This window comes from Pseudomonas sp. LBUM1655, assembly GCF_059716085.1.
In genome coordinates this window covers 98,918-119,349 of sequence record NZ_CP166801.1, presented here as the reverse complement: position 1 = coordinate 119,349, position 20,432 = coordinate 98,918, and the positions used below count along the sequence as shown (strand labels likewise).

Sequence of the window (20,432 nt, the reverse complement as noted above, 5' to 3'; positions counted from 1 at the left end):
TCCTGCTACTCGCTACCCGAGAAAATAATCCATGTACCGTGACCGTATTCGCCTGCCTTCGTTGTTGGATAAAGTGATGAGCGCCGCCGACGCCGCCACACTGATCGAAGATGGCATGACCGTCGGCATGAGCGGCTTCACCCGCGCCGGCGAAGCCAAAGCCGTCCCTCATGCACTGGCTGAGCGAGCCAAGGTCACGCCGCTGAAAATCAGCCTGATGACTGGCGCGAGTCTGGGCAACGACCTCGACAAGCAACTGACCGAGGCAGGCGTCCTGTCGCGCCGCATGCCGTTCCAGGTCGATAGCACCTTGCGCAAGGCGATCAACGCCGGCCAAGTCATGTTCATTGACCAGCACCTTTCGGAAACCGTCGAGCAACTGCGCAACCAGCAACTGAAGCTGCCGGACATCGCCGTGATTGAAGCCGTGGCCATCACCGAACAGGGCCACATCGTGCCGACCACCTCCGTGGGCAACTCGGCGAGCTTCGCGATTTTCGCCAAACAGGTGATCGTCGAGATCAACCTGGCGCACAACGCCAACCTCGAAGGCCTGCATGACATCTATATCCCGACCTATCGTCCGACGCGCACGCCGATCCCGCTGGTAAAAGTCGACGACCGTATCGGCAGCACCGCGATCCCGATTCCGCCGGAGAAGATCGTCGCCATTGTCATCACCCAGCAAGCGGATTCGCCTTCGACCGTGTCGTCGCCGGATGTCGACACCAACGCCATCGCCGACCACTTGATCACCTTCTTCAAGCAGGAAGTCGATGCCGGGCGCATGACCAACAAACTCGGCCCGTTGCAGGCCGGGATCGGCAACATCGCCAACGCGGTGATGTGCGGCCTGATCGACTCGCCGTTCGAAGACCTGACCATGTACTCCGAAGTGCTGCAGGATTCGACGTTCGATCTGATTGATGCCGGCAAGCTGAGCTTCGCCTCGGGCAGTTCGATCACCTTGTCGGAACGTCGCAACAGCGACGTGTTCGGCAATCTGGAGAAGTACAAGGACAAACTGGTTCTACGCCCACAGGAGATTTCCAACCATCCGGAAGTGGTGCGGCGCCTGGGCATCATCGGGATCAACACGGCGCTGGAGTTCGACATCTACGGCAACGTCAACTCCACCCACGTCTGCGGCACACGGATGATGAACGGCATCGGCGGCTCCGGCGACTTCGCGCGCAACGCGCATCTGGCGGTGTTCGTGACCAAGTCGATTGCCAAGGGCGGCGCGATTTCCAGCGTGGTGCCGATGGTCAGCCACGTTGACCACACCGAGCATGACGTCGACATTTTGGTGACCGAAGTGGGTCTGGCAGATCTGCGCGGCCTGGCACCTCGGGAGCGTGCGCGGGTGATCATCGACAATTGTGTGCACCCTGATTATCGCCAGGCGTTGAATGATTACTTCACTGCGGCCTGTGCAATCGGCGGTCACACCCCGCACATCCTGCGCGAAGCGTTGAGCTGGCATATCAACCTGGAAGAAACCGGGCGCATGCTGAAGGTGTAATTCGCACAGATATTCCACTGGCGCAAACACAGCTTGCGTCAGTGGGATTCTAAAAACCCCAGACCTGCCAAAAACTGTACTGCTGTACCGGTCTATTCCTACGGCTATTCCCTACAAATTCTTCGAAATCAGGTTAAAACGCACCACTTAAGTGCGGACAGGTACAGTTTGCTCGATTTTGACCCATACACCCCCTATAAACAGTTAACTGGTCACTCACAATACAGTTGAACTGTATCTAGAGAGACTGGCCAAACGAGAGGATCATGGGCACCAGTCAAACCACTACCTGATCCCGCCACAAGCGGAAGGATGTCAACCATGGAACGTACACTCAGTTCCGAACTGTTCTTCGAAGACAAAGCTGTAAACACCCAGGCTTCCCTGCCTCTGCGCGTTATCGCCAACCTGATGTTGTGGCAGCGCCGCATCTCCAGCCGCCACCAACTGGCTCGTCTGGATTCGCGTCTGCTGGCTGACGCCGGTATCAGCGAAGCACAACGCTACGAAGAGCTGAGCAAGCCGTTCTGGCGCTAAGTAGCGTCGCTGGCTCTGGTCGTTAGACCCACCGCCAGCAACCCGAATTGAACAAACAGAACCCGTCGCGGGAAACCGCGACGGGTTTTGTCGTTTCAGCGCCGTGAAAACCCAAACAAGTACAGTTAGATAAAAACTAAAATACACCAGCACAATTTAAAGGCGCCACTCAAGGCTGTCCGTGAACACGTCATTCGTCACAACGCTTTCCTCGCTCGCACCACCAAGCCTAATATCAACGTAGAACGTGGCGAATGCTGTGCAACTGGCGTCTGACTCCCAGATACCGAGCCACCTCTCTATACGGTTTATCCACAGGAGTTACACCATGTCCCGTCTTCGTCTGCTCAGCGCTGCCGCCCTGCTGGCCGCGGCTGCCAACGCCAGCGCCACCAGTTTCATCGTGACTACCGATGCTGTCGTCGGTGCCCTGAAGTCCTCGTCCGATGCCACTTCCGACGTCACTTCGTCCTTCCGTGACGACAAAATCGTGCTTGCTGCCCGTGACGACGCTGCCAGCTTCGTGGCCAGCGAAGGCGACATCCGTGGCGTGAAGCTGGAAAGCGCGCTGGATCACATCCGTCATCAGGCGCCACAACTGCAAGCAACCGACGCACAGTTGGCTCAAGCCATTCTGACGATCTAAGCGATTGCGGTATCGCGGGACACGCCGGTCGTGTCCCGATGTTTCGGCGCTGGCTCTAGAACAGGCATTGCGCTAGCCTTGCGGCTCGCCAACCGTTACCGAGTCCCATGCGTTTTCTTCAAAATCTGCTTTTCCCATCTGTATTGTTAACAGCCTGCTGGACGACGTCGGTCGATGCCTTCGATATGTCGACACAGAACACCGTCGTCAGCGTTTGGGCGACCGGCATGGTGTCTTCCGCGCCTTTCGACCGTAAACTGCTGCTCGCCGCTCACGATGATGCGGCAGTGTTTGTTGCCAGTGACGGAGAACTGCGAGGCGCTCGACTGGAATCCGCACTGCACTACCTGCGCAAAACCCGGCCGAAACTTCATGTAAGCGACCTTGAACTGGCGCAAGCAATTCTCGTCCAATAGCTATCTTTGTCCTTCCGGAGTCGTTCCATGCGTAGCCCGCTGATTGCTGCCGCCCTTGGCCTGTTTTTGTTGGCCGACGTGGCCCAGGCGCACACCCTGGTAGCCACCAGTAACATCATCGTTCGTGCCTCCCAGCGCACTATCGATTTCACATCCGATACCACCACATCGATTCGCGACTCGAAAATCATCCGCGAAGCCCACGACGACGCCGCCAGTTTCGTTGCCAGCAACGGTGATATCCGTGGTGCGCACCTGGAAGCCGCGCTCAACACCTTGCGTACACGCGTGCCAGAAGCGCGTGACGCCAGTGATCAGGTACTCGCCGAAGCCATCCTCGCACTGTGAAGTCACTCGGCGCCTGGCTACTGGCCGGGGCGTTGTTGCTGCTTGGCAACAACGCCTACGCCGGCCTGCAATTACGGCTCAAGACCGACGGTCTGACGCCCGCCCAACAACAGGCCAGTCAGGCGCTGATCGATGAAGCCATGCAGGCACTGCCGCCGAGCTTCATCGAGCGGCTGGATCGGCGCATCGATGTCGGCTGGACCGACGACATGCCCGGCAATGCCTATGGCCAGGCCACGCTGGTCGCCGAACTTGATCTGAACCGCAAACTGCTCGCCAGTCTCACCGATGGCAGCGCGGCCAAAGAAAAAACCAATCGCCCCCACGGCACTGTGCGTCAGGAACTGCTCGCCACGGTGCTGCACGAAATCACCCACATTTATGACCGCGCGCGTTTGTGGCCGAGTGCCGAACGCACGCTGATCCAGCGTTGCACCCGGCGCTTCAACAGCGCCGGGCTGATCGGCATTCCCGATGAGTGCCGTGGCCAGAACGGTCGCCGCTTCACTCTTAGCGACGACCCGCGCCTGCTCGACCTTGCCGGTTGGCAGCAATACGTCGGCCGTCGCGGCGAACGCGAGCAACATAATCGGCAGATCGCTCGCAGCCCGGATCTTTACGAGATCTCCAGCCCGAAAGAGTTTGTCGCGGTCAACATGGAGTATTTCCTCCTCGACCCGAGCTACGCCTGCCGCCGCCCGGCGTTGTATCGCTATTACCAGGAACACTTCGGCTGGGCACCACCGGCGCCGAATTCCTGCGCCAAGACCTTTGCGTTTCTGAACGCCGGCAACGACTTCGCCAAGCAACCATTGGGGCAAGTCGACCCGGAACGTGTCTATGCAGTGGATTACCTGCTCGCCGAGGCCAATCAGAACTGGGTCAGCCGTTGGGGCCACAGCATGTTACGTCTGGTGATCTGCGCGCCCGGTCGGCCACGTGGCCCGGATTGCCGGCTCGATCTGGATCAACATCTGGTGCTGTCGTATCGCGCCTTCGTTGGCGATGTGCAGTTATCGAGCTGGGACGGACTGGTCGGCAAATACCCGTCCCGGCTGTTCGTCCTGCCACTGGCGCAGGTCATCGACGAATACACCAAGACCGAACTGCGCAGCCTCGCCTCGGTACCGCTGAACCTGTCACGCAGCGAGATCGAAGGCGTGGTCGAACACGCCGCCGAGATGCATTGGAGCTACGACGGCAACTACTTCTTCCTGTCCAACAACTGCGCGGTGGAAGGCCTGAAACTGTTGCGCAGCGGCAGCAACAACGCGCAGCTCACCGGTCTGGACAGCATCATGCCCAACGGATTGCTGGAAGTGCTCAAAGGCCGGGGGCTGGCCGATACCAGCGTGCTGGATGATCCGAAAGAAGCGCTGCGTCTGGGTTATCGCTTCGATTCGTTCCGCGATCGCTATCGGGCGATGTTCGACGTATTGAAGAAGCAATTGCCGATCAAACAGAACACTGTTGAAGAATGGCTTTCGTTGACCGCCGAACAACGCCGTGAATGGTTCGACCGTGCCGACCTGCGCACTAGCGCTGCACTGTTGCTGCTCGAGCAAGCGAGTTATCGCCGACAGTTGCTACTGGCACAGGATGAGGTCAAGCAGCGTTACCTCGGTGCACGCGAGCTGGAAAACGGCGGGATGGACAAGGCCAACGCGACCTTGCAGGAAATCCTCGCCAACAGCGGCTTCCTCAGTCGTCCAGCTGAACTGCTTGATTCCAAGGGTTACGGTCTGCCGCAACCGAGCGAATTCAGCCGACTGGAAGCGGAAAGCAGCCAACGGCAGAAAAAGCTGTTGGCACTATCCGGCGATCTGGACACGGAGGTGCGCAAGCTGCTGGAGCCCAAGCGCGCTGCCGAGATTGCCGCCAGTGAGACCAACGTGAAACAGATTGGCGAGCATCTGCGCAAACTGCACAAAGCCTCCGGTGGACTGGAACTGCCCTGATACAAGGGTGGGCCCCAAGTCCTTGTGGTGAGGGGATTTATCCCCGACCGGCTGCGCAGCAGTAGCTATCCCGGCGAGCGGGTTATGTCTGAATAACCGCGCTTGCAGGGTTTGGGACTGCTACGCAGCCCATCGGGGATAAATCCCCTCGCCACAGGTGATCTCTTCAGATCAATACAAAACCCCATCCAGGATTTCATAAACGATCCCGGTGCCCACCGCGATCAGCACGATATCACCGCCAGCCCGGCGCCATTCATAGCCCGGATAGACCGGCAAACGACCTAACGCACGACCATCCAGACGCTCGCCGTAATAGCCGTGCGGCAACGGCCGGCCACGCTCCAGATGGATGCCCGGCGGTGGCGGTGCTCCGCGCACGAAGTAGCCGTGATTGTCGCGGATGGTCTGGCGCACCGGGCCGAAGTCGCGCGGTGGCGGACCACCACGGTGGTCGTTCTGCGGGCCACGGTGATCGTCACCGCGATTGTCCCCGCGGTTATCGTAGTGACCCTGTTGCGAGCCGCCGCGGTCATGATCATCGCGCTGATCGGCACTGGCCAGCAGCGGAGTCGCGCTGATCATCAGCACCCCCAATCCGGCAACCAGACGTTTCGGCATTTTCATTCGGTCTTTCCTCACTGCACTGACAGCAAAAAGGGCTTCAGAACGCAGTACTGAAGCCCTCGATCTTGCTCATTTAGTCTGTGCCGCGAGGTGCTAATTCCTCTGTATCAGGAACTTTACCTTCAGCTGACGCGGGCCTTACGCACGCCTTCGGACAAGGCCGAGCAAAGGCTCAACACACCGTCGATGGCCTGATCCGGCGTGGTCGCGTTGGCGATGTGATCGATCAGAGCCGAACCCACCACCACACCGTCGGCCAAGCGTGCGATGGACGCCGCTTGCTCCGGTGTGCGGATACCAAAACCGATGCTGATCGGCAGATCGGTATGACGGCGCAGGCGAGTAACCGCTTCTTCGACGTGCTCCAGGGTCGCAGCACCTGCACCGGTCACACCGGCCACTGATACGTAGTAAACAAAACCGGAACTGCCGTTGAGCACCTTCGGCAGACGTGCGTCGTCGGTGGTCGGCGTGGTCAGGCGAATGAAATCCAGACCGGCAGCCTGGGCCGGGTCGCACAGTTCTTCGTTGTGCTCTGGCGGCATGTCGACCACGATCAGGCCATCAACGCCGGCCTCTTTCGCGTCGGCAATAAAGCTCGGCACGCCATACATGTGGATCGGGTTGAAGTAGCCCATCAGCACCAGCGGGGTATCGCTGTTGTCTTCACGGAATTCGCGAACCATTTGCAGGGTTTTCGCCAGATTCTGCTTGGCACCCAGCGCACGGATGTTCGCCAGTTGAATCGCCGGGCCGTCGGCCATCGGGTCGGTGAACGGCATGCCCAGTTCGATCACGTCGGCACCGGCTTTCGGCAAGCCCTTGAGGATCGCCAGCGAAGTGTCGTAGTCCGGATCACCGGCAGTGACGAAGGTCACCAGCGCGGCACGATTCTGCTCTTTGAGTTCGGCAAAACGGGTTTGCAGGCGGCTCATCAGTGTTTCTCCTGCTTCGACTGTTCCATGTGGTGCATCACGGTCTGCATGTCTTTGTCGCCACGGCCGGAGAGGTTGACCACCATCAGGTGATCCTTCGGCAGTTTCGGTGCGCGTTTGAAAACCTCAGCCAGGGCGTGGGCGCTTTCCAGTGCCGGAATGATCCCTTCCAGGCGGCAGCATTTGTGGAACGCTTCGAGGGCTTCGTCGTCAGTCACTGAGGTGTACTGGACGCGGCCGATGTCATGCAACCAGGCGTGTTCAGGGCCGATGCCCGGGTAGTCAAGACCAGCGGAAATCGAGTGGGCGTCGATGATCTGGCCATCGTCGTCCTGCAAGAGGAAGGTGCGGTTGCCGTGCAACACACCCGGCACACCGCCGTTGAGGCTGGCCGCGTGCTTACCGGTTTCGATACCGTAACCGGCGGCTTCAACGCCGATGATTTCAACGCTCTTGTCGTCGAGGAACGGGTGGAACAGGCCCATGGCGTTGGAACCACCGCCGATGCACGCCACCAGGCTGTCCGGCAGACGACCTTCCTGAGCTTGCAACTGGTCACGGGTTTCCTTGCCGATCACGGCCTGGAAGTCGCGAACCATTGCCGGATACGGGTGCGGGCCAGCTACGGTGCCGATCAGGTAGAAAGTGCTGTCGACGTTGGTTACCCAGTCACGCAGCGCTTCGTTCATCGCATCTTTCAGGGTGCCGGTGCCGGCAACCACCGGGATCACTTCGGCGCCCAGCAGCTTCATGCGGAACACGTTGGCCTGCTGACGCTCGATGTCGGTAGTGCCCATGTAGATCACGCAATCGAGACCGAAACGCGCAGCCACGGTGGCGGTCGCCACGCCGTGCATGCCGGCGCCGGTTTCGGCGATGATGCGTTTTTTGCCCATGCGCCGTGCCAGCAGAATCTGGCCGATGCAGTTGTTGATCTTGTGCGCGCCGGTATGGTTGAGCTCTTCGCGCTTGAGGTAGATCTTGGCGCCACCGCAGAATTCGGTCAGGCGCTCGGCGAAGTACAGCGGGCTCGGACGTCCGACATAGTCACGCTGGAAGTAGGCCAATTCTTCTTTGAATGCCGGATCTTCCTGGGCCGTTTCGTATTCGCGGGCCAGATCGAGGATCAACGGCATCAGGGTTTCAGCCACGTAGCGGCCACCGAACGAACCGAACAGGCCGTTGGCGTCAGGGCCGTTACGCAGATCGGAGTTGTGCGAAGTCTGGGTCATGATTTGCTCCAGGTGAATTCGGTCAAAAGACAATGACGCCTACTCTACCCCTGACCTTCTAGACTGAAAACCGATAAGATCGCCGCAACCTGTCAGGAAAACTCACAGATACCATGAGCCACGACCTTCCCCCGTTGAACGCTTTGCGCGCCTTTGAAGCCACCGCGCGGCTGAACAGCGTCAGTCAGGCTGCCGAGCAGCTGCACGTTACCCACGGTGCAGTGAGTCGCCAGCTAAAAGTGCTGGAAGAACACCTTGGCGTCAGCCTGTTCATCAAGGATGGGCGCGGCTTGAAACTCACAGATGCAGGTGTGCGCTTACGCGATGCCAGCGGCGAAGCGTTCGACCGGTTGCGCAGTGTTTGTGCGGAGCTGGCGCAAAGCACGGCCGATGCACCGTTCGTGCTTGGCTGCTCTGGAAGCTTGCTGGCGCGCTGGTTTATTCCGCGATTGGGGCGTTTGAATGCCGATCTGCCGGACTTGCGCCTGCACCTCTCGGCCGGTGAAGGCGATCTTGATCCGAGGCGTCCGGGGCTGGATGCGCTGCTGCTGTTCGCTGAACCGCCATGGCCGGCGGATATGCAGGTGTATGAACTGGCTGCCGAACGCATCGGCCCAGTGCTGAGCCCGCTGTTCAGCGGCTATCAACGCCTGCAAACGGCATCTGCCGAGGCGTTGCTCGATGAGCCGCTACTGCACACGACATCCCGTCCGCAAGCCTGGCCAAGCTGGGCACAGCAAAACCACCTCGACGCAAAAGCGTTGAAGCTCGGGCAAGGTTTTGAGCATTTGTATTATCTGTTGGAGGCAGCAGTTGCGGGACTTGGCGTGGCAATCGCGCCGGAGCCGCTGGTTACCGAGGATTTGAAGGCGGGTCGCCTGGTTGCGCCGTGGGGCTTCTGTGAAACCCCGGCGCAACTGGCGTTGTGGCTACCCAAGCGCGCCGCAGATGGGCGCGCCCGGCAACTGGCGCAATGGCTCAAGAATGAGCTGCGCCAGAGCGATCACTCGCCGCGCTTGAACAGCAAGTAAGCCGCGAGCAGACCCAGTGCACCGACCGCCACACCGGCAGTCGTCCATGGATGTTCCTGAGCGTAATCGCGGGTGGCGATCCCGGTCTCACGGGTTTTCACTTTGACTTCTTCATAGGCATCGCTGAGCAGGTGACGCGAATGTTTCAGCGCACTTTCAGCATTGCTTTTCAGCGCCTTGAGGGTTTTGCGCGACTCGTCGGAAGCATCGTCTTTGAGGCCTTCCAACGACTTGAGCAGACTCTCGATCTCCGCTTCCATGCTTTGCAATGAGGCTTTACGTAAAGAGGTGTTGGCCATGGTGGCTCTCCTGCATTGGTGATGAGTGGCGTGTGTTGATTGGGACTTCAGCGGTTTGAGAAAGTGCAGAAAATCTGAACTTCGCCTGCGCGGCAGCGCCGAAATCAACAGTGCAATTCACTGCTAGTCTCAATTCCACACCCCAAGGAGATCGCCATGAGTGACCATCACACGTACAAGAAAGTCGAGCTGGTCGGTTCGTCTGCCACCAGCATCGAAGACGCCATCAACAACGCGTTGGCTGAAGCCAACAAGAGCATCAAGCACCTTGAATGGTTTGAAGTGACCGAGACCCGCGGCCACATCAAGGACGGCAAGGCAGCGCACTTTCAAGTGACTTTGAAAGTCGGGTTCCGCATCGCCAGTAGCTGAGTTTGGTCTACGCTTCTGAACTTGCGCGCTGGCCGAGTGCCATAGGAATGGCAAAGCGCTACAGGGTGGGCGCATCGGGTGGATGACCCGATGCCCGCCTCCTTTAATCCGACCAGGGAGTGCAACCGATGAAGAAGTTCATATTGGCAGTAGGTTTGTTGAGCCTTGCGGGTGGTGCGTTTGCTGCCGGCAAGCCTTGTGAAGAGCTGAAAAGCGAGATTGCGGCGAAGCTGGATGCCAAGAGCGTTTCCGGGTATTCGCTGGAGATTGTTGATAAGGGCGCAGCGGCTGGCGACAAGGTTGTTGGCACCTGCGAGGGCGGCACCAAGGAAATCGTCTACAAGCGCGGTTGATAGTGCCTGAAATGCAAAAGCCGACGTGAATGCGTCGGCTTTTTTGTGGCTGATGATTTTTCCAATTCAGGGGTTGAGTCAGCCCTTCATCACCTGCGCCAGCAACTCGTAGGAATGCACGCGATCAGCGTGTTCATACAAATCGCTGGTGAATATCAGCTCATCCGCCTGAGTCTGTTCAACCAGCACCTCCAGCTTGGCGCGGATCTTCTGCGGACTGCCGACCATCGCCAGACCGAGGAAGTCACCTACCGCCTCACGCTCATGGGGCAGCCACAGGCCGTCCATGGTTTTCACGGGCGGACGTTGCACCAGGCTTTGCCCACGCATCAACGCGAGAATGCGCTGGTACACCGAGGTCGCCAAGTAATCCGCTTTTTCATCGGTATCCGCCGCCACCAGCGGCACACCGAGCATCACATATGGCTTGTCCAACACCGCCGACGGCTTGAAATGATTGCGGTAGACGCGAATCGCCTCGTGCATGAAGCGCGGGGCGAAATGCGAGGCAAAGGCGTAGGGCAAACCGCGTTCACCGGCCAGTTGCGCACTGAACAGGCTGGAACCGAGCAGCCAGATCGGCACATTGGTGCCGGTGCCGGGCATCGCGATTACCCGCTGATCCGGGGTGCGCGGGCCGAGAAAGCACGCCAGCTCGGCAACGTCCTCGGGGAAATCATCGGCACTGCCGGAACGCTCACGGCGCAGGGCGCGGGCGGTCATCTGATCGGAACCCGGCGCACGGCCCAGACCGAGGTCGATCCGCCCCGGATACAGGCTTTCAAGGGTGCCGAACTGCTCGGCGATCACCAGCGGCGCGTGGTTGGGCAGCATGACTCCGCCGGAGCCGACACGAATCGTCGACGTACCACCGGCCAGATAACCCAGCAGCACCGAAGTCGCGGAACTGGCGATGCCATCCATGTTGTGATGCTCAGCTACCCAGAACCGCGTGTAGCCGAATTTCTCGACATGCTGCGCCAGGTCCAGCGAGTTGCGCAGTGACTGCGCCGGGCTGCCGTTTTCGCGCACTGGCACCAGATCGAGGGTGGAAAATTTTACGTCTGAGAGTTGCTTCATAAACCTGCTTCTCCGAGTGAGGAGGCAGGTTTTTCTTGCGAACGAAAACCTGCCGAATCCATAAGCGTGTTTTGTGCAATGTGGGCATATACCCGAATTTCAATAGCACAGGCGAAATTTCCTACTAAAAAAGTCAACCATTCAGATGAGCTGAACTTTGTTCCGGCGTCTATCCTCAGAAGCCTTGTAAGCAAAAACCACGACGGCGCGGCGTTCCGCACCAGATCTTGAGGAGGCAGACATGGCTATTGTTAAGAAAGCATCCGCACATTGGGCAGGTGATCTGAAAACCGGCATCGGCTCGATCTCCACCGAGACCGGCGTCCTCAGAGAAGCCCCCTACGGCTTCAAGGCCCGCTTCGAGGGCGGCAAAGGCACCAACCCCGAAGAACTGATCGGCGCTGCGCATGCCGGCTGTTTCTCCATGGCGTTTTCGATGATTCTCGGCGATGCAGGCCTGACAGCCGACAGCATCGACACCAACGCCGAAGTCACGCTTGATCAGGTTGACGGTGGTTTCGCCATCACGGCGGTGAAACTCATCCTCAAGGCAAAAATCCCGGGGGCGACTCAGGCGCAGTTTGAAGAACTGAGCAACAAGGCCAAGGAAGGGTGCCCGGTGTCCAAGGTTTTGAATGCCAAGATCACCCTTGAGGCTTCGCTGGTCGGCTGAGTCATCGCTGACCGGGTCTGACGCTATCGCGAGCAGGCTCACTCCTACATTTGATCTCCAGCGGGCACATTGATTGTGAACAACCGAGATTCACTGTAGGAGTGAGCATGCTCGCGATAGCCATCTAAGCGTCACCAAAAATCTGAAACCGAAAACACGAGTTGTGAGCGAAGTCAGAACCCGCTCTGGCAAAGTGTGGTCGAATAAGTGACAGCAGCTTCAGCGCACGCCCGTGCGCGCTGCCTCAAGGAGCTACATTGATGAAACGTATTGGCTTGGCGATCCTCTGCAGTGCACTGGCCACATCGGTTTTTGCCGCGCCCGACGCGCCGGGTGCCATCAAACACTGCGAAGAACTCAAGAACGAAATCGAAGTCAAGATTCAAGCGAATGCCGTACCCTCCTACACCTTGGAAATAGTTTCCAAAGTAGAAGCGGACAAGCACGACGTAGCTATGGTCGTGGGTACCTGCGACAACGGCACAAAAGCGATCATCTATCAGAAAAACGATCGCTGATATCGCTCAGGGCACGCAGTTGACCTGCCGTTCCTCGGCAACGATCTGCCCCTGGCGGTTTAGCAACCGGGCGCTTGGCGTAAAGGCCAATGACCGGGCTTCGAGCCGATAACGTTGCCCTGCCTGGAAATGATCGTAGCGCAGGGTCATGTAGCAAAGGCGCTCCTGCGGATCAGTGTCCATGCCCTGACCACCGCCGAATATCTCGAAATCAAAACGCACCGTCAGCTCATGACTACCCGGCGCGACTTGAAAGAAGCGGCCATCCTGCAAGCGCACATTGTCCAGCCGTTCGGCCATCAGCACCTTGCCGCCCGGCGTGGGCATGGCGAAGTCGACCCAGGCTTTGCCGGGGTCCGCCGCCGGCATCGGGCTCTGGCAACCGGCAACCACACTTGCAGCGAGCAACAGCGTCAACCTGCGCATGATCAATGTCCTTTGGATTGGACAACCAGCATAACGCCGATCAGGTCTTCTGACAGCCTGCCGGCGTGCCCTGCCCCACGACCTTGCGCTGCTCGTCATACAGCTTGGCCCATGGGCGGAATCCGATACTGCCGGCCTGCAACTGATAACGCTGGCCAGCGTTGAAATCCTTGAATTTGACGCTCAACTGGCAATCGCGCCATAGCGGCTCGGCATCGGGGCCGATATTGGTCGCGTCAACCGGAAACTGATAGCGCACCTTCAGTTCATGGCTGCCCGGCTGCACCTCGAAGTAACGTTTGTCGACAGCAGCCTTGCTGTCGACCTGCAGCGCTTGCAGCGCCGTGTCCTGTTGCCTGGCATTCAGATCAATCCAGGCTTGCGAAGGGTCTGGATCGGGCATTCCGAATCCGGCACAACCGGCCAGCGTCAGCAGGCCTCCTGTCAGCATCAACATGCGCATAGCGAAGCTCCAATGGGCGGGATAGTCTTGCGGGCAGACTTTCCAGGGATTTCTTATTTTGATCAGGCCGCTTCCAAGCCATCGGTTACTTGATCGCGTTTTTCGGATTTTGTTTCCGGGTGTGATGCTTTTGTTGCTCAACGGTTGTTCCAGCGTCAGCTATTACAGCCAGTTGGCCGGTGGTCAGTTGCAATTACTGGGGGCGCGGGAACCCGTGGCCGAGGTGATTGCCGACCCGAATCGCGATGCAAAACTGCGCACGCGCCTGGCCCAGTCGCAAAAGGCTCGGGCCTTCGCCAGCGAGCACCTGCATCTACCGGATAACCAGAGCTATCGCTTGTACGCCGACATTGGCCGGCCGTTTGTAGTGTGGAACGTATTCGCCACCCAGGAATTTTCCCTGACCCCGCAAAACCATTGCTTCCCGATTGCCGGGTGCGTGGCTTATCGCGGCTACTACAGCCAAAGCGCGGCGCGGGGCGAAGCGGCGATTCAGCGCCTGCAAGGGATGGACGTGTCGATGGGTGGCGTCGAGGCCTATTCGACGCTGGGCTGGTTCAACGATCCGATCCTCAACTCGATGATGGGCTGGGGCGACGAACGCCTGGCCACGCTGATCTTTCATGAATTGGCCCATCAACGCGTCTATGTGAAGGACGACACTGAGTTCAACGAGTCCTTCGCCACGTTTGTCGAGCAGGAAGGCACGCGGCAGTGGCGCGCGTTTCGTGGGTTGCCTCCGGATACCGATTCCAAGCTCAAGCAGCGTGATCAGTTCATCGATTTGGTGCTGAATACGCGCTCACGCCTGGAAAAACTTTATGCCCAGCCGCTGCCCGTCGAGCAGATGCGTGAGCGCAAAGCGGCAGAGTTCGAGCAGTTTCGCCGGGATTATCGGCTGATGCGAGACGGCCAGTGGGCCGGGGACAAGCGTTATGACGCTTGGGTCAATGCGCCGCTGAACAATGCGCGGCTGTTGCCGTTTGGGCTGTATGACCAATGGGTGCCGGCGTTTGCTGCTTTGTTCAGGCAGGTCGGGGGGGATTGGGTGAGGTTTTATGCCGAGGTCGAGCGGTTAGGGGGGCTCCCTGTCGCGGAGCGCAAAGCGGCATTGAAAGCGCTCGCAGAGCGCTAAGTCCGTCAGTGACCGAACTGGCCTCATCGCTGGCAAGCCAGCGATGGCGTACTGATTAGCGCCGCATAAATGCCTGATGCAACTCGGCCAGCGTTTCAAAGTGGAAGGTAGGCGCTTCGGCATTCAACTCTTCAAAACTGCCAAACCCATAACCCACCGCCGCCGCATCCAGCCCGTTGCTGCGCGCGCCGATCAGGTCATGCTTGCGATCGCCAATCATCAGCGTATTCGCCGGATCCAGCCCTTCCTCGGCCACCAGATGAGCAATCAGTTCAACCTTGTTGGTCCGCGTGCCATCCAGCTCACTGCCGTAAATCACCTTAAAGTGACGGGCAAAATCGAAGTGCCGGGCAATCTCACGGGCAAACACCCACGGCTTGGACGTCGCGATATACAACTGCCGCCCTTGCCCGCTGAGGGTTTCCAGCAACGGCGTAACACCCTCGAACACTTGGTTCTCATACAGACCGGTGACCCTGAAGCGCTCACGATAGAAATTCACCGCCTCCCACGCTTTGGCCTCGTCAAACCCATAAAACTGCATGAACGCCTGCAACAGCGGTGGGCCGATGAAGTGTTCCAGTTTGGTCAGATCCGGCTCGTCGATGCCGAGTTTGCCCAAGGCGAACTGGATGGAACGGGTGATGCCCTCACGCGGGTCAGTCAGGGTGCCATCGAGGTCGAACAGTACGGTCTGGTAATGCATGAGAAATCCTGAGCAGGTGTAAGTCGATTCAGAGCTGGTCGTAGCCTTCGGCCAGGTGCAGGTCCTTTAGCTTCACGTAGTTCGCCGCGCTGTAGGTGAAGAAGGCGTTTTCCTTTTCGGTCAGCGCACGGACCTGTTTCACCGGGCTGCCCACGTACAGAAAACCGCTTTCCAGGCGTTTGCCCGGCGGCACCAGGCTGCCGGCGCCGATGATCACATCGTCCTCGACCACCGCGCCATCCATGACGATGCTGCCCATGCCGATCAGCACGCGACTGCCAACCGTGCAGCCATGGAGCATGACTTTATGGGCGATGGTCACGTCGTCGCCGATCAACAGCGGGAAGCCGTCCGGGTTGAACGGGCCGGCGTGGGTGATGTGCAACACGCAGCCGTCCTGCACGCTGGTACGCGCACCGATGCGGATGCGGTGCATGTCGCCACGAATGACTGTCAGCGGCCAGACGGAGCTGTCTTCGCCGATTTCGACGTCGCCGATCACCACCGCCGAGGCGTCGACAAACGCGCCTTTGCGCAACTGCGGGGTATGATTCTGGTACTTGCGAAGGGGCACGATTAGTTCTCTCTCTGTCGCCGATAGCTGCGGTGAGTGTCGATTGTAATTAAGATGGGCGCATGTTTCTTCCAGCCAAGGTGCCAACCGTGAGCGTGAACAACCCTCTTCTGCAGTCCTACGACCTGCCGCCGTTCTCCACGATCCGTGCCGAGCACGTGCTGCCAGCGATCGAAACCATCCTCGCCGACAACCGCGCCGCCATCGCCGATATCCTCAAAACCCAACGCCAGAACCCTACCTGGGCCGGCCTGGTGCTGGCGATGGACGAACTCAATGACCGTCTCGGTGCCGCATGGAGCCCAGTCAGCCACCTCAACGCCGTGTGCAACAGTGCCGAACTGCGTGAAGCCTACGAGTCGTGCCTGCCGGCCCTGAGCGCCTACTCCACCGAGATGGGCCAGAACCGCGAACTGTTCCAGGCTTATGAAGCCTTGGCCAACAGCCCGGAAGCCGCCGGTTTCGACGTGGCGCAAAAAACCATTCTGGAACACGCCCTGCGCGATTTCCGCCTGTCGGGTATCGACCTGCCTGAAGCCGATCAGAAGCGCTACGCCGAAGTGCAAAGCAAGCTGTCCGAACTGGGCAGCCGTTTCTCTAACCAACTGCTCGACGCCACCCAGGCCTGGACCAAGCACGTCACCGACGAAGCCGCCCTCGCCGGCCTGACCGATTCGGCCAAGGCGCAAATGGCCGCCGCTGCACAGGCCAAAGGCCTTGATGGTTGGCTGATCAGCCTGGAATTCCCGAGCTACTACGCGGTGATGACCTACGCCCAGGACCGTACGCTGCGCGAAGAAGTCTACGCCGCCTACTGCACCCGCGCCTCGGATCAAGGCCCGAATGCCGGTCAGAACGACAACAGCCCGGTGATGGAAGAGATCCTCGACCTGCGTCAGGAACTGGCCAAACTGTTGGGCTTCACCAGTTTCTCCGAGCTGAGCCTGGCGACCAAAATGGCCGAGTCCAGCGATCAGGTGCTGAGCTTCCTGCGTGATCTGGCCAAGCGCAGTAAACCGTTCGCCGCGCAGGACCTGCAACAGCTGCGCGCTTACGCCGCCGAACAGGGCTGCGCCGATCTGCAAAGCTGGGACAGCGGTTTCTACGGTGAAAAACTCCGCGAACAACGCTACAGCGTCGCCCAGGAAACCCTGCGCGCCTACTTCCCGATCGACAAAGTGCTGGGCGGTTTGTTCGCCATCGTCCAGCGTCTGTACGGCATCGAAATCGCCGAGCAGAAAGGCTTCGACACCTGGCACCCGGATGTCCGCCTGTTCGAAATCAAGGAAAACGGCCAGCACGTCGGCCGCTTCTTCTTCGACCTGTATGCCCGCGCCAACAAGCGTGGCGGTGCGTGGATGGACGGCGCCCGCGACCGCCGCCGCACTGCCGAAGGCGTGCTGCAAAGTCCGGTGGCCAATCTGGTGTGCAACTTCACCCCGGCCGACAGTGGCAAGCCTGCGCTGCTGACCCACGACGAAGTCACCACCCTGTTCCACGAATTCGGTCATGGCCTGCATCACCTGCTGACCCGCGTTGATCACGTCGGTGTTTCGGGCATCAACGGCGTGGCGTGGGACGCGGTCGAGCTGCCGAGCCAGTTCATGGAAAACTGGTGCTGGGAGCCGGAAGGCCTGGCGTTGATTTCCGGCCACTACGAAACCGGCGAGCCGCTGCCCCAGGATCTGCTGGAAAAAATGCTCGCGGCGAAGAACTTCCAGTCCGGCCTGATGATGGTGCGTCAGCTGGAATTCTCGCTGTTCGACTTCGAACTGCATGCCACACACGGCGATGGCCGCAGCGTGTTGCAGGTGCTCGAAGGCGTACGTGACGAGGTTTCGGTGATGCGTCCACCGGCCTACAACCGCTTCCCGAACAGCTTCGCGCACATCTTTGCCGGCGGTTACGCTGCGGGTTACTACAGCTACAAGTGGGCGGAAGTGCTGTCGGCCGATGCGTTTTCGAAGTTCGAAGAGGACGGCGTGCTCAACGCTGAAACCGGTCGCGCGTTCCGCGAAGCGATTCTGGCTCGCGGCGGTTCGCAGGCGCCGATGGTGTTGTTCGTCGACTTCCGTGGTCGCGAGCCGTCGATTGACGCACTCTTGCGCCACAGCGGCCTCAGTGAGGACGCGGCAGCATGAGCGAGGGGCCTGTGATTACCAAAAGACGTTTTATCGCCGGGGCGGTCTGCCCGGCGTGCAGCGAGCCGGACAAGCTGATGATGTGGAACGAGGACACCGTGCCGCACCGCGAATGCGTGGCCTGCGGTTACTCCGACACGCTGAACGAGCAAGGGCTGTCGGTACCGAAAGAGCTGGGCACGCGGGTCAACACCAGCGCGCTCAAGCCACCGCCGGACAAGAAGGTTCAGGCAGTGCAGTTCTTCCCCAACCCCAAGCTTGCGAAAAAGCCTGACCCGCAACAATGAGTCACTGCCACCTTCCGTCGCTAAGCGGTGGAAGGTGGTAACTATCTACCGCCCATCTCCCGCTCTTCCTGTTTAGGCTGGCCCATTCAGCCACGCCTCAAGGAAGACGCCATGCCTGACACCAATCCGCTGTTACAAAACTGGACTCTGCCCCCGTGGTCGGCGATTCGCGCCGAGCATCTGCTTCCGGCCATCAACGTGATCGTTGCCGAAAACCGCCAGATCATTGCGCAGGTGATCGCCAGCCAGACCGAACATCCTGGCTGGGACGATCTGGTGGTTGCCATTGATGAGGCCGATGCTCGTCTGGATGAAGCCATAGGCGTCATTGAAACCCTCTCGACCGTAAAACCCGACGATATCGACTGGCTCAGGGACAGCGCGTTGTGCAGCCTTGTCGCGGCCCAGTACACGGCCGACAAGGCCGCTAACCTGGCGCTCTACCGTGTTTATCAACGTCTGGCGAAGAGTTCGGTGGCGGCGAGTTTCGATGGTCAGCGCAAAGCCTCGTTGGCGAAGGTTCTGCGCAAATTCCGCTTGTCCGGTATCGAACTACCGCCTGCACAGCAGCAGAAACTCACCCGCCTGAACCGCGACATCAAAAGTATGGAGCAACTGTTTAAAAGCAATCTGGAGCTGGCAAACGCCGCATGGAGCAAGCGCATCGACGACGTCACGCAGCTTGAAGGCTTGTCTGCCGCGGCAAAGGCGCGTCTGGCCCTCAATGCCAAACAGGCAGGACACGACGGCTGGCTGCTCACGCTGGATCAAAACACCTACCGGCAAATCCTGACCCATGCACAGGACCGGGCGCTGCGGGAGGCGTATTTCACTGCCTGGCTTTCCCGGGCGTCCGACCAGGGCCCCCGGGCGGACAAACTCGATAACGATCCGGTGCTGACCGTACTGGTCGCCTTGCGTCACGAGAAAGCCCGGGTATTGGGTTTCGAGAATTACGTCCAGTTACGCCTCGAAAATCGCATGGCATCGTCTCCTGAGCAGGTCGCTGCCTTTTTGCGTCAGCAAGTGGCTTTGAATAAACCGGCATTGCTGCGCGATACCCAGGCCCTGAAAGCGTTCGCACACACGCTGGGGATTGCGCACGTACAGGCGTGGGATGAAGACTTTCTTGCCGAGCAACTGCGCGTTCAGCAATTGAACGGTGCGCTGAAAGGCTTGCGGCAATACTTCCCGCTTGATGGCACCTTGCGTCGGCTCTGTCAGTTCAGCGAGCGCCTGTTCGGGATCCGCATCGTCGAACAGACGACGTTCAGCCACTGGCACGACGATGTAAGGCTCTTTGAGGTCAGCGAGCACGGGCAGGTGATCGGGTATATCTACTTTGATCCCTATCACCGTGAAGAGGACGCCGACTACGCGTTCACCACTGTCCTGCGCATTCGCCGAATCAATGCCGAGGGGCGGCCATCGCTACCGATCGCCCGTCTTTATAGCAACTTCACGGCTGCCACTGACGAGCATCCCTGCCTGCTCTCTCACGAAAATCTGCGGGTGCTGTTCCACGAATTCGGCCACTGTCTGCAGCATGTTCTGACGCGATCGCCCCATCGCAACCTGGCGGGTATTTCCCAACTGGGACGCGATACCGCCGAATTCGCCGGGCAGTTGTTCGAACACTTTTGCCTGTCGCCCTCGTTTCTGTTGTGGCTGGCGGCTCATTACCAGAGTGGCGAACAGCTGACTGAGGCTCGGGTCAACACCGCGCTGGCGGCCATTGGTGCCCACACAAGTCGCACAACCGCAATGTTGCTGATGACGGCACTGTTCGATCTGCAATTACATTGCAGTCAAGGCGATAGCCGCAGCATCGAACAAGTGTTCAAGGATGTGCAGCGTGAAGTTCCTCACCTGCAACTGTCGGGATATCACCGTTTCGCCAATGGTTTTGACTACCTGGTGACCGGTTATGAGGCATCGGTCTATGCCTACAAGTGGTCTGGCGTATTGGCCACCGAAGTGTTCGAACGGTTTCAGCGTGATGGGGTGTTCGACCCGCAAACGGGTCGGGATTTTCGCGATGCGTTCTTCGCCCCCGGCGACTCACGCTCGTTACTGAAAGCGCTGGAAACCTTTCTAGACCGGCCGATCAACGCAGCGCTATTTGCGGCCACGACCGATTGAGTGGGTCG

General features: G+C 59.3%; 24 protein-coding genes. 15 read left to right on the top strand and 9 right to left on the bottom strand.

Annotated elements, in window-relative coordinates; all coding sequences use genetic code 11:
* Positions 1-31: 31 nt before the first annotated feature.
* The 6 genes from scpC to ACA074_RS00555 all read left to right on the top strand — a co-directional run bounded on the left by scpC (position 32) and on the right by ACA074_RS00555 (position 5,430).
* Positions 32-1,525 carry a succinyl-CoA:acetate CoA-transferase ScpC gene (scpC, locus tag ACA074_RS00580; RefSeq protein WP_489881399.1) on the top strand — a complete coding sequence of 498 codons (1,494 nt, stop codon included), beginning with the start codon at positions 32-34 and terminating at the stop codon, positions 1,523-1,525.
* A gap of 321 nt (positions 1,526-1,846) precedes the next feature.
* Positions 1,847-2,062, top strand: a complete 216-nt coding sequence (locus ACA074_RS00575; protein WP_007911656.1) for a DUF1127 domain-containing protein — start codon at positions 1,847-1,849, stop codon at positions 2,060-2,062.
* A gap of 328 nt (positions 2,063-2,390) precedes the next feature.
* Positions 2,391-2,708: a DUF2388 domain-containing protein gene (locus tag ACA074_RS00570; protein ID WP_489881400.1), complete on the top strand. Its 318-nt coding sequence runs from the start codon at positions 2,391-2,393 to the stop codon at positions 2,706-2,708.
* A 107-nt stretch (positions 2,709-2,815) separates the two neighbouring features.
* The gene (locus tag ACA074_RS00565) at positions 2,816-3,124 is read left to right on the top strand and encodes a DUF2388 domain-containing protein (protein WP_187680755.1); all 309 of its coding nucleotides are present in this window, start codon (positions 2,816-2,818) and stop codon (positions 3,122-3,124) included.
* 27 nt (positions 3,125-3,151) lie between these two features.
* Positions 3,152-3,472, top strand: coding sequence for a DUF2388 domain-containing protein (locus tag ACA074_RS00560; RefSeq protein WP_034152281.1), 321 nt, complete (start codon positions 3,152-3,154; stop codon positions 3,470-3,472).
* On the top strand, positions 3,469-5,430 hold the full coding sequence (locus ACA074_RS00555; protein WP_497678243.1) for a DUF7844 domain-containing protein: 1,962 nt from the start codon (positions 3,469-3,471) through the stop codon (positions 5,428-5,430). Before ACA074_RS00560 ends, ACA074_RS00555 begins: the two co-directional genes overlap by 4 nt.
* 171 nt (positions 5,431-5,601) lie before the next feature.
* Here ACA074_RS00555 and ACA074_RS00550 read toward each other — a convergent pair whose 3' ends face one another.
* The 3 genes from ACA074_RS00550 to trpB all read right to left on the bottom strand — a co-directional run bounded on the left by ACA074_RS00550 (position 5,602) and on the right by trpB (position 8,224).
* Positions 5,602-6,057, bottom strand: coding sequence for an anti-virulence regulator CigR family protein (locus ACA074_RS00550; RefSeq protein ID WP_497658419.1), 456 nt, complete (start codon positions 6,055-6,057; stop codon positions 5,602-5,604).
* 122 nt (positions 6,058-6,179) lie between these two features.
* A complete protein-coding gene (gene trpA, locus ACA074_RS00545) occupies positions 6,180-6,992 on the bottom strand; it encodes a tryptophan synthase subunit alpha (protein ID WP_187680752.1) in 813 nt (270 codons plus the stop codon).
* Positions 6,992-8,224, bottom strand: coding sequence for a tryptophan synthase subunit beta (gene trpB, locus ACA074_RS00540; RefSeq protein ID WP_187680751.1), 1,233 nt, complete (start codon positions 8,222-8,224; stop codon positions 6,992-6,994). Before trpB ends, trpA begins: the two co-directional genes overlap by 1 nt.
* A gap of 113 nt (positions 8,225-8,337) precedes the next feature.
* Between trpB and ACA074_RS00535 the strand changes: the two genes are divergently transcribed.
* Positions 8,338-9,255, top strand: a complete 918-nt coding sequence (locus ACA074_RS00535; protein ID WP_497678242.1) for a LysR family transcriptional regulator — start codon at positions 8,338-8,340, stop codon at positions 9,253-9,255.
* Here ACA074_RS00535 and ACA074_RS00530 read toward each other — a convergent pair.
* Positions 9,228-9,554, bottom strand: a complete 327-nt coding sequence (locus tag ACA074_RS00530; protein ID WP_042556998.1) for an ElaB/YgaM/YqjD family protein — start codon at positions 9,552-9,554, stop codon at positions 9,228-9,230. The genes ACA074_RS00535 and ACA074_RS00530 overlap by 28 nt on opposite strands.
* Positions 9,555-9,710: 156 nt before the next feature.
* Between ACA074_RS00530 and ACA074_RS00525 the strand changes: the two genes are divergently transcribed.
* Both ACA074_RS00525 and ACA074_RS00520 read left to right on the top strand, forming a co-directional pair.
* The gene (locus ACA074_RS00525) at positions 9,711-9,926 is read left to right on the top strand and encodes a dodecin (protein ID WP_003187305.1); all 216 of its coding nucleotides are present in this window, start codon (positions 9,711-9,713) and stop codon (positions 9,924-9,926) included.
* 128 nt (positions 9,927-10,054) lie between these two features.
* On the top strand, positions 10,055-10,279 hold the full coding sequence (locus ACA074_RS00520) for a DUF1161 domain-containing protein (RefSeq protein ID WP_401270763.1): 225 nt from the start codon (positions 10,055-10,057) through the stop codon (positions 10,277-10,279).
* Positions 10,280-10,357: 78 nt separating this feature from the next.
* On the opposite strand, the gene ACA074_RS00515 is transcribed toward ACA074_RS00520, so the two are convergent.
* Positions 10,358-11,359: an LLM class flavin-dependent oxidoreductase gene (locus ACA074_RS00515; RefSeq protein WP_497678241.1), complete on the bottom strand. Its 1,002-nt coding sequence runs from the start codon at positions 11,357-11,359 to the stop codon at positions 10,358-10,360.
* Between the two features lie 241 nt (positions 11,360-11,600).
* Here ACA074_RS00515 and ACA074_RS00510 point away from each other — a divergent pair, with 241 nt between their 5' ends.
* Together ACA074_RS00510 and ACA074_RS00505 are read left to right on the top strand one after the other, a co-directional pair.
* Entirely contained in the window at positions 11,601-12,032 is a 432-nt protein-coding gene (locus ACA074_RS00510; RefSeq protein ID WP_401270766.1) for an OsmC family protein, read from the top strand.
* Between the two features lie 260 nt (positions 12,033-12,292).
* Entirely contained in the window at positions 12,293-12,550 is a 258-nt protein-coding gene (locus tag ACA074_RS00505; RefSeq protein ID WP_497678240.1) for a DUF1161 domain-containing protein, read from the top strand.
* Between the two features lie 6 nt (positions 12,551-12,556).
* Here the strand turns inward: ACA074_RS00505 and ACA074_RS00500 are convergent, their stop codons facing one another.
* Together ACA074_RS00500 and ACA074_RS00495 are read right to left on the bottom strand one after the other, a co-directional pair.
* The gene (locus ACA074_RS00500) at positions 12,557-12,976 is read right to left on the bottom strand and encodes a PA0061/PA0062 family lipoprotein (RefSeq protein WP_489881408.1); all 420 of its coding nucleotides are present in this window, start codon (positions 12,974-12,976) and stop codon (positions 12,557-12,559) included.
* Positions 12,977-13,016: 40 nt separating this feature from the next.
* Complete coding sequence (locus ACA074_RS00495) at positions 13,017-13,439, bottom strand: PA0061/PA0062 family lipoprotein (protein ID WP_497615836.1); 423 nt, start codon at positions 13,437-13,439, stop codon at positions 13,017-13,019.
* Between the two features lie 58 nt (positions 13,440-13,497).
* Here ACA074_RS00495 and ACA074_RS00490 point away from each other — a divergent pair, with 58 nt between their 5' ends.
* The gene (locus tag ACA074_RS00490) at positions 13,498-14,574 is read left to right on the top strand and encodes an aminopeptidase (RefSeq protein ID WP_497678239.1); all 1,077 of its coding nucleotides are present in this window, start codon (positions 13,498-13,500) and stop codon (positions 14,572-14,574) included.
* Between the two features lie 55 nt (positions 14,575-14,629).
* Here ACA074_RS00490 and ACA074_RS00485 read toward each other — a convergent pair whose 3' ends face one another.
* Together ACA074_RS00485 and ACA074_RS00480 are read right to left on the bottom strand one after the other, a co-directional pair.
* Positions 14,630-15,280 carry an HAD family hydrolase gene (locus tag ACA074_RS00485; protein ID WP_401270776.1) on the bottom strand — a complete coding sequence of 217 codons (651 nt, stop codon included), beginning with the start codon at positions 15,278-15,280 and terminating at the stop codon, positions 14,630-14,632.
* A 28-nt stretch (positions 15,281-15,308) separates the two neighbouring features.
* Positions 15,309-15,854 carry a gamma carbonic anhydrase family protein gene (locus ACA074_RS00480; protein ID WP_187680741.1) on the bottom strand — a complete coding sequence of 182 codons (546 nt, stop codon included), beginning with the start codon at positions 15,852-15,854 and terminating at the stop codon, positions 15,309-15,311.
* Positions 15,855-15,943: 89 nt separating this feature from the next.
* On the opposite strand from ACA074_RS00480, the gene prlC reads away from it, so the two are divergent.
* The 3 genes from prlC to ACA074_RS00465 all read left to right on the top strand — a co-directional run bounded on the left by prlC (position 15,944) and on the right by ACA074_RS00465 (position 20,424).
* Positions 15,944-17,995 carry an oligopeptidase A gene (gene prlC / locus ACA074_RS00475; RefSeq protein ID WP_497678238.1) on the top strand — a complete coding sequence of 684 codons (2,052 nt, stop codon included), beginning with the start codon at positions 15,944-15,946 and terminating at the stop codon, positions 17,993-17,995.
* Complete coding sequence (locus tag ACA074_RS00470; protein ID WP_489881412.1) at positions 17,992-18,282, top strand: YheV family putative zinc ribbon protein; 291 nt, start codon at positions 17,992-17,994, stop codon at positions 18,280-18,282. Before prlC ends, ACA074_RS00470 begins: the two co-directional genes overlap by 4 nt.
* Positions 18,283-18,393: 111 nt before the next feature.
* Positions 18,394-20,424 (top strand): M3 family metallopeptidase, encoded by a 2,031-nt coding sequence (locus tag ACA074_RS00465; RefSeq protein WP_497678237.1) that lies wholly within the window; start codon positions 18,394-18,396, stop codon positions 20,422-20,424.
* Positions 20,425-20,432 lie beyond the last annotated feature (8 nt).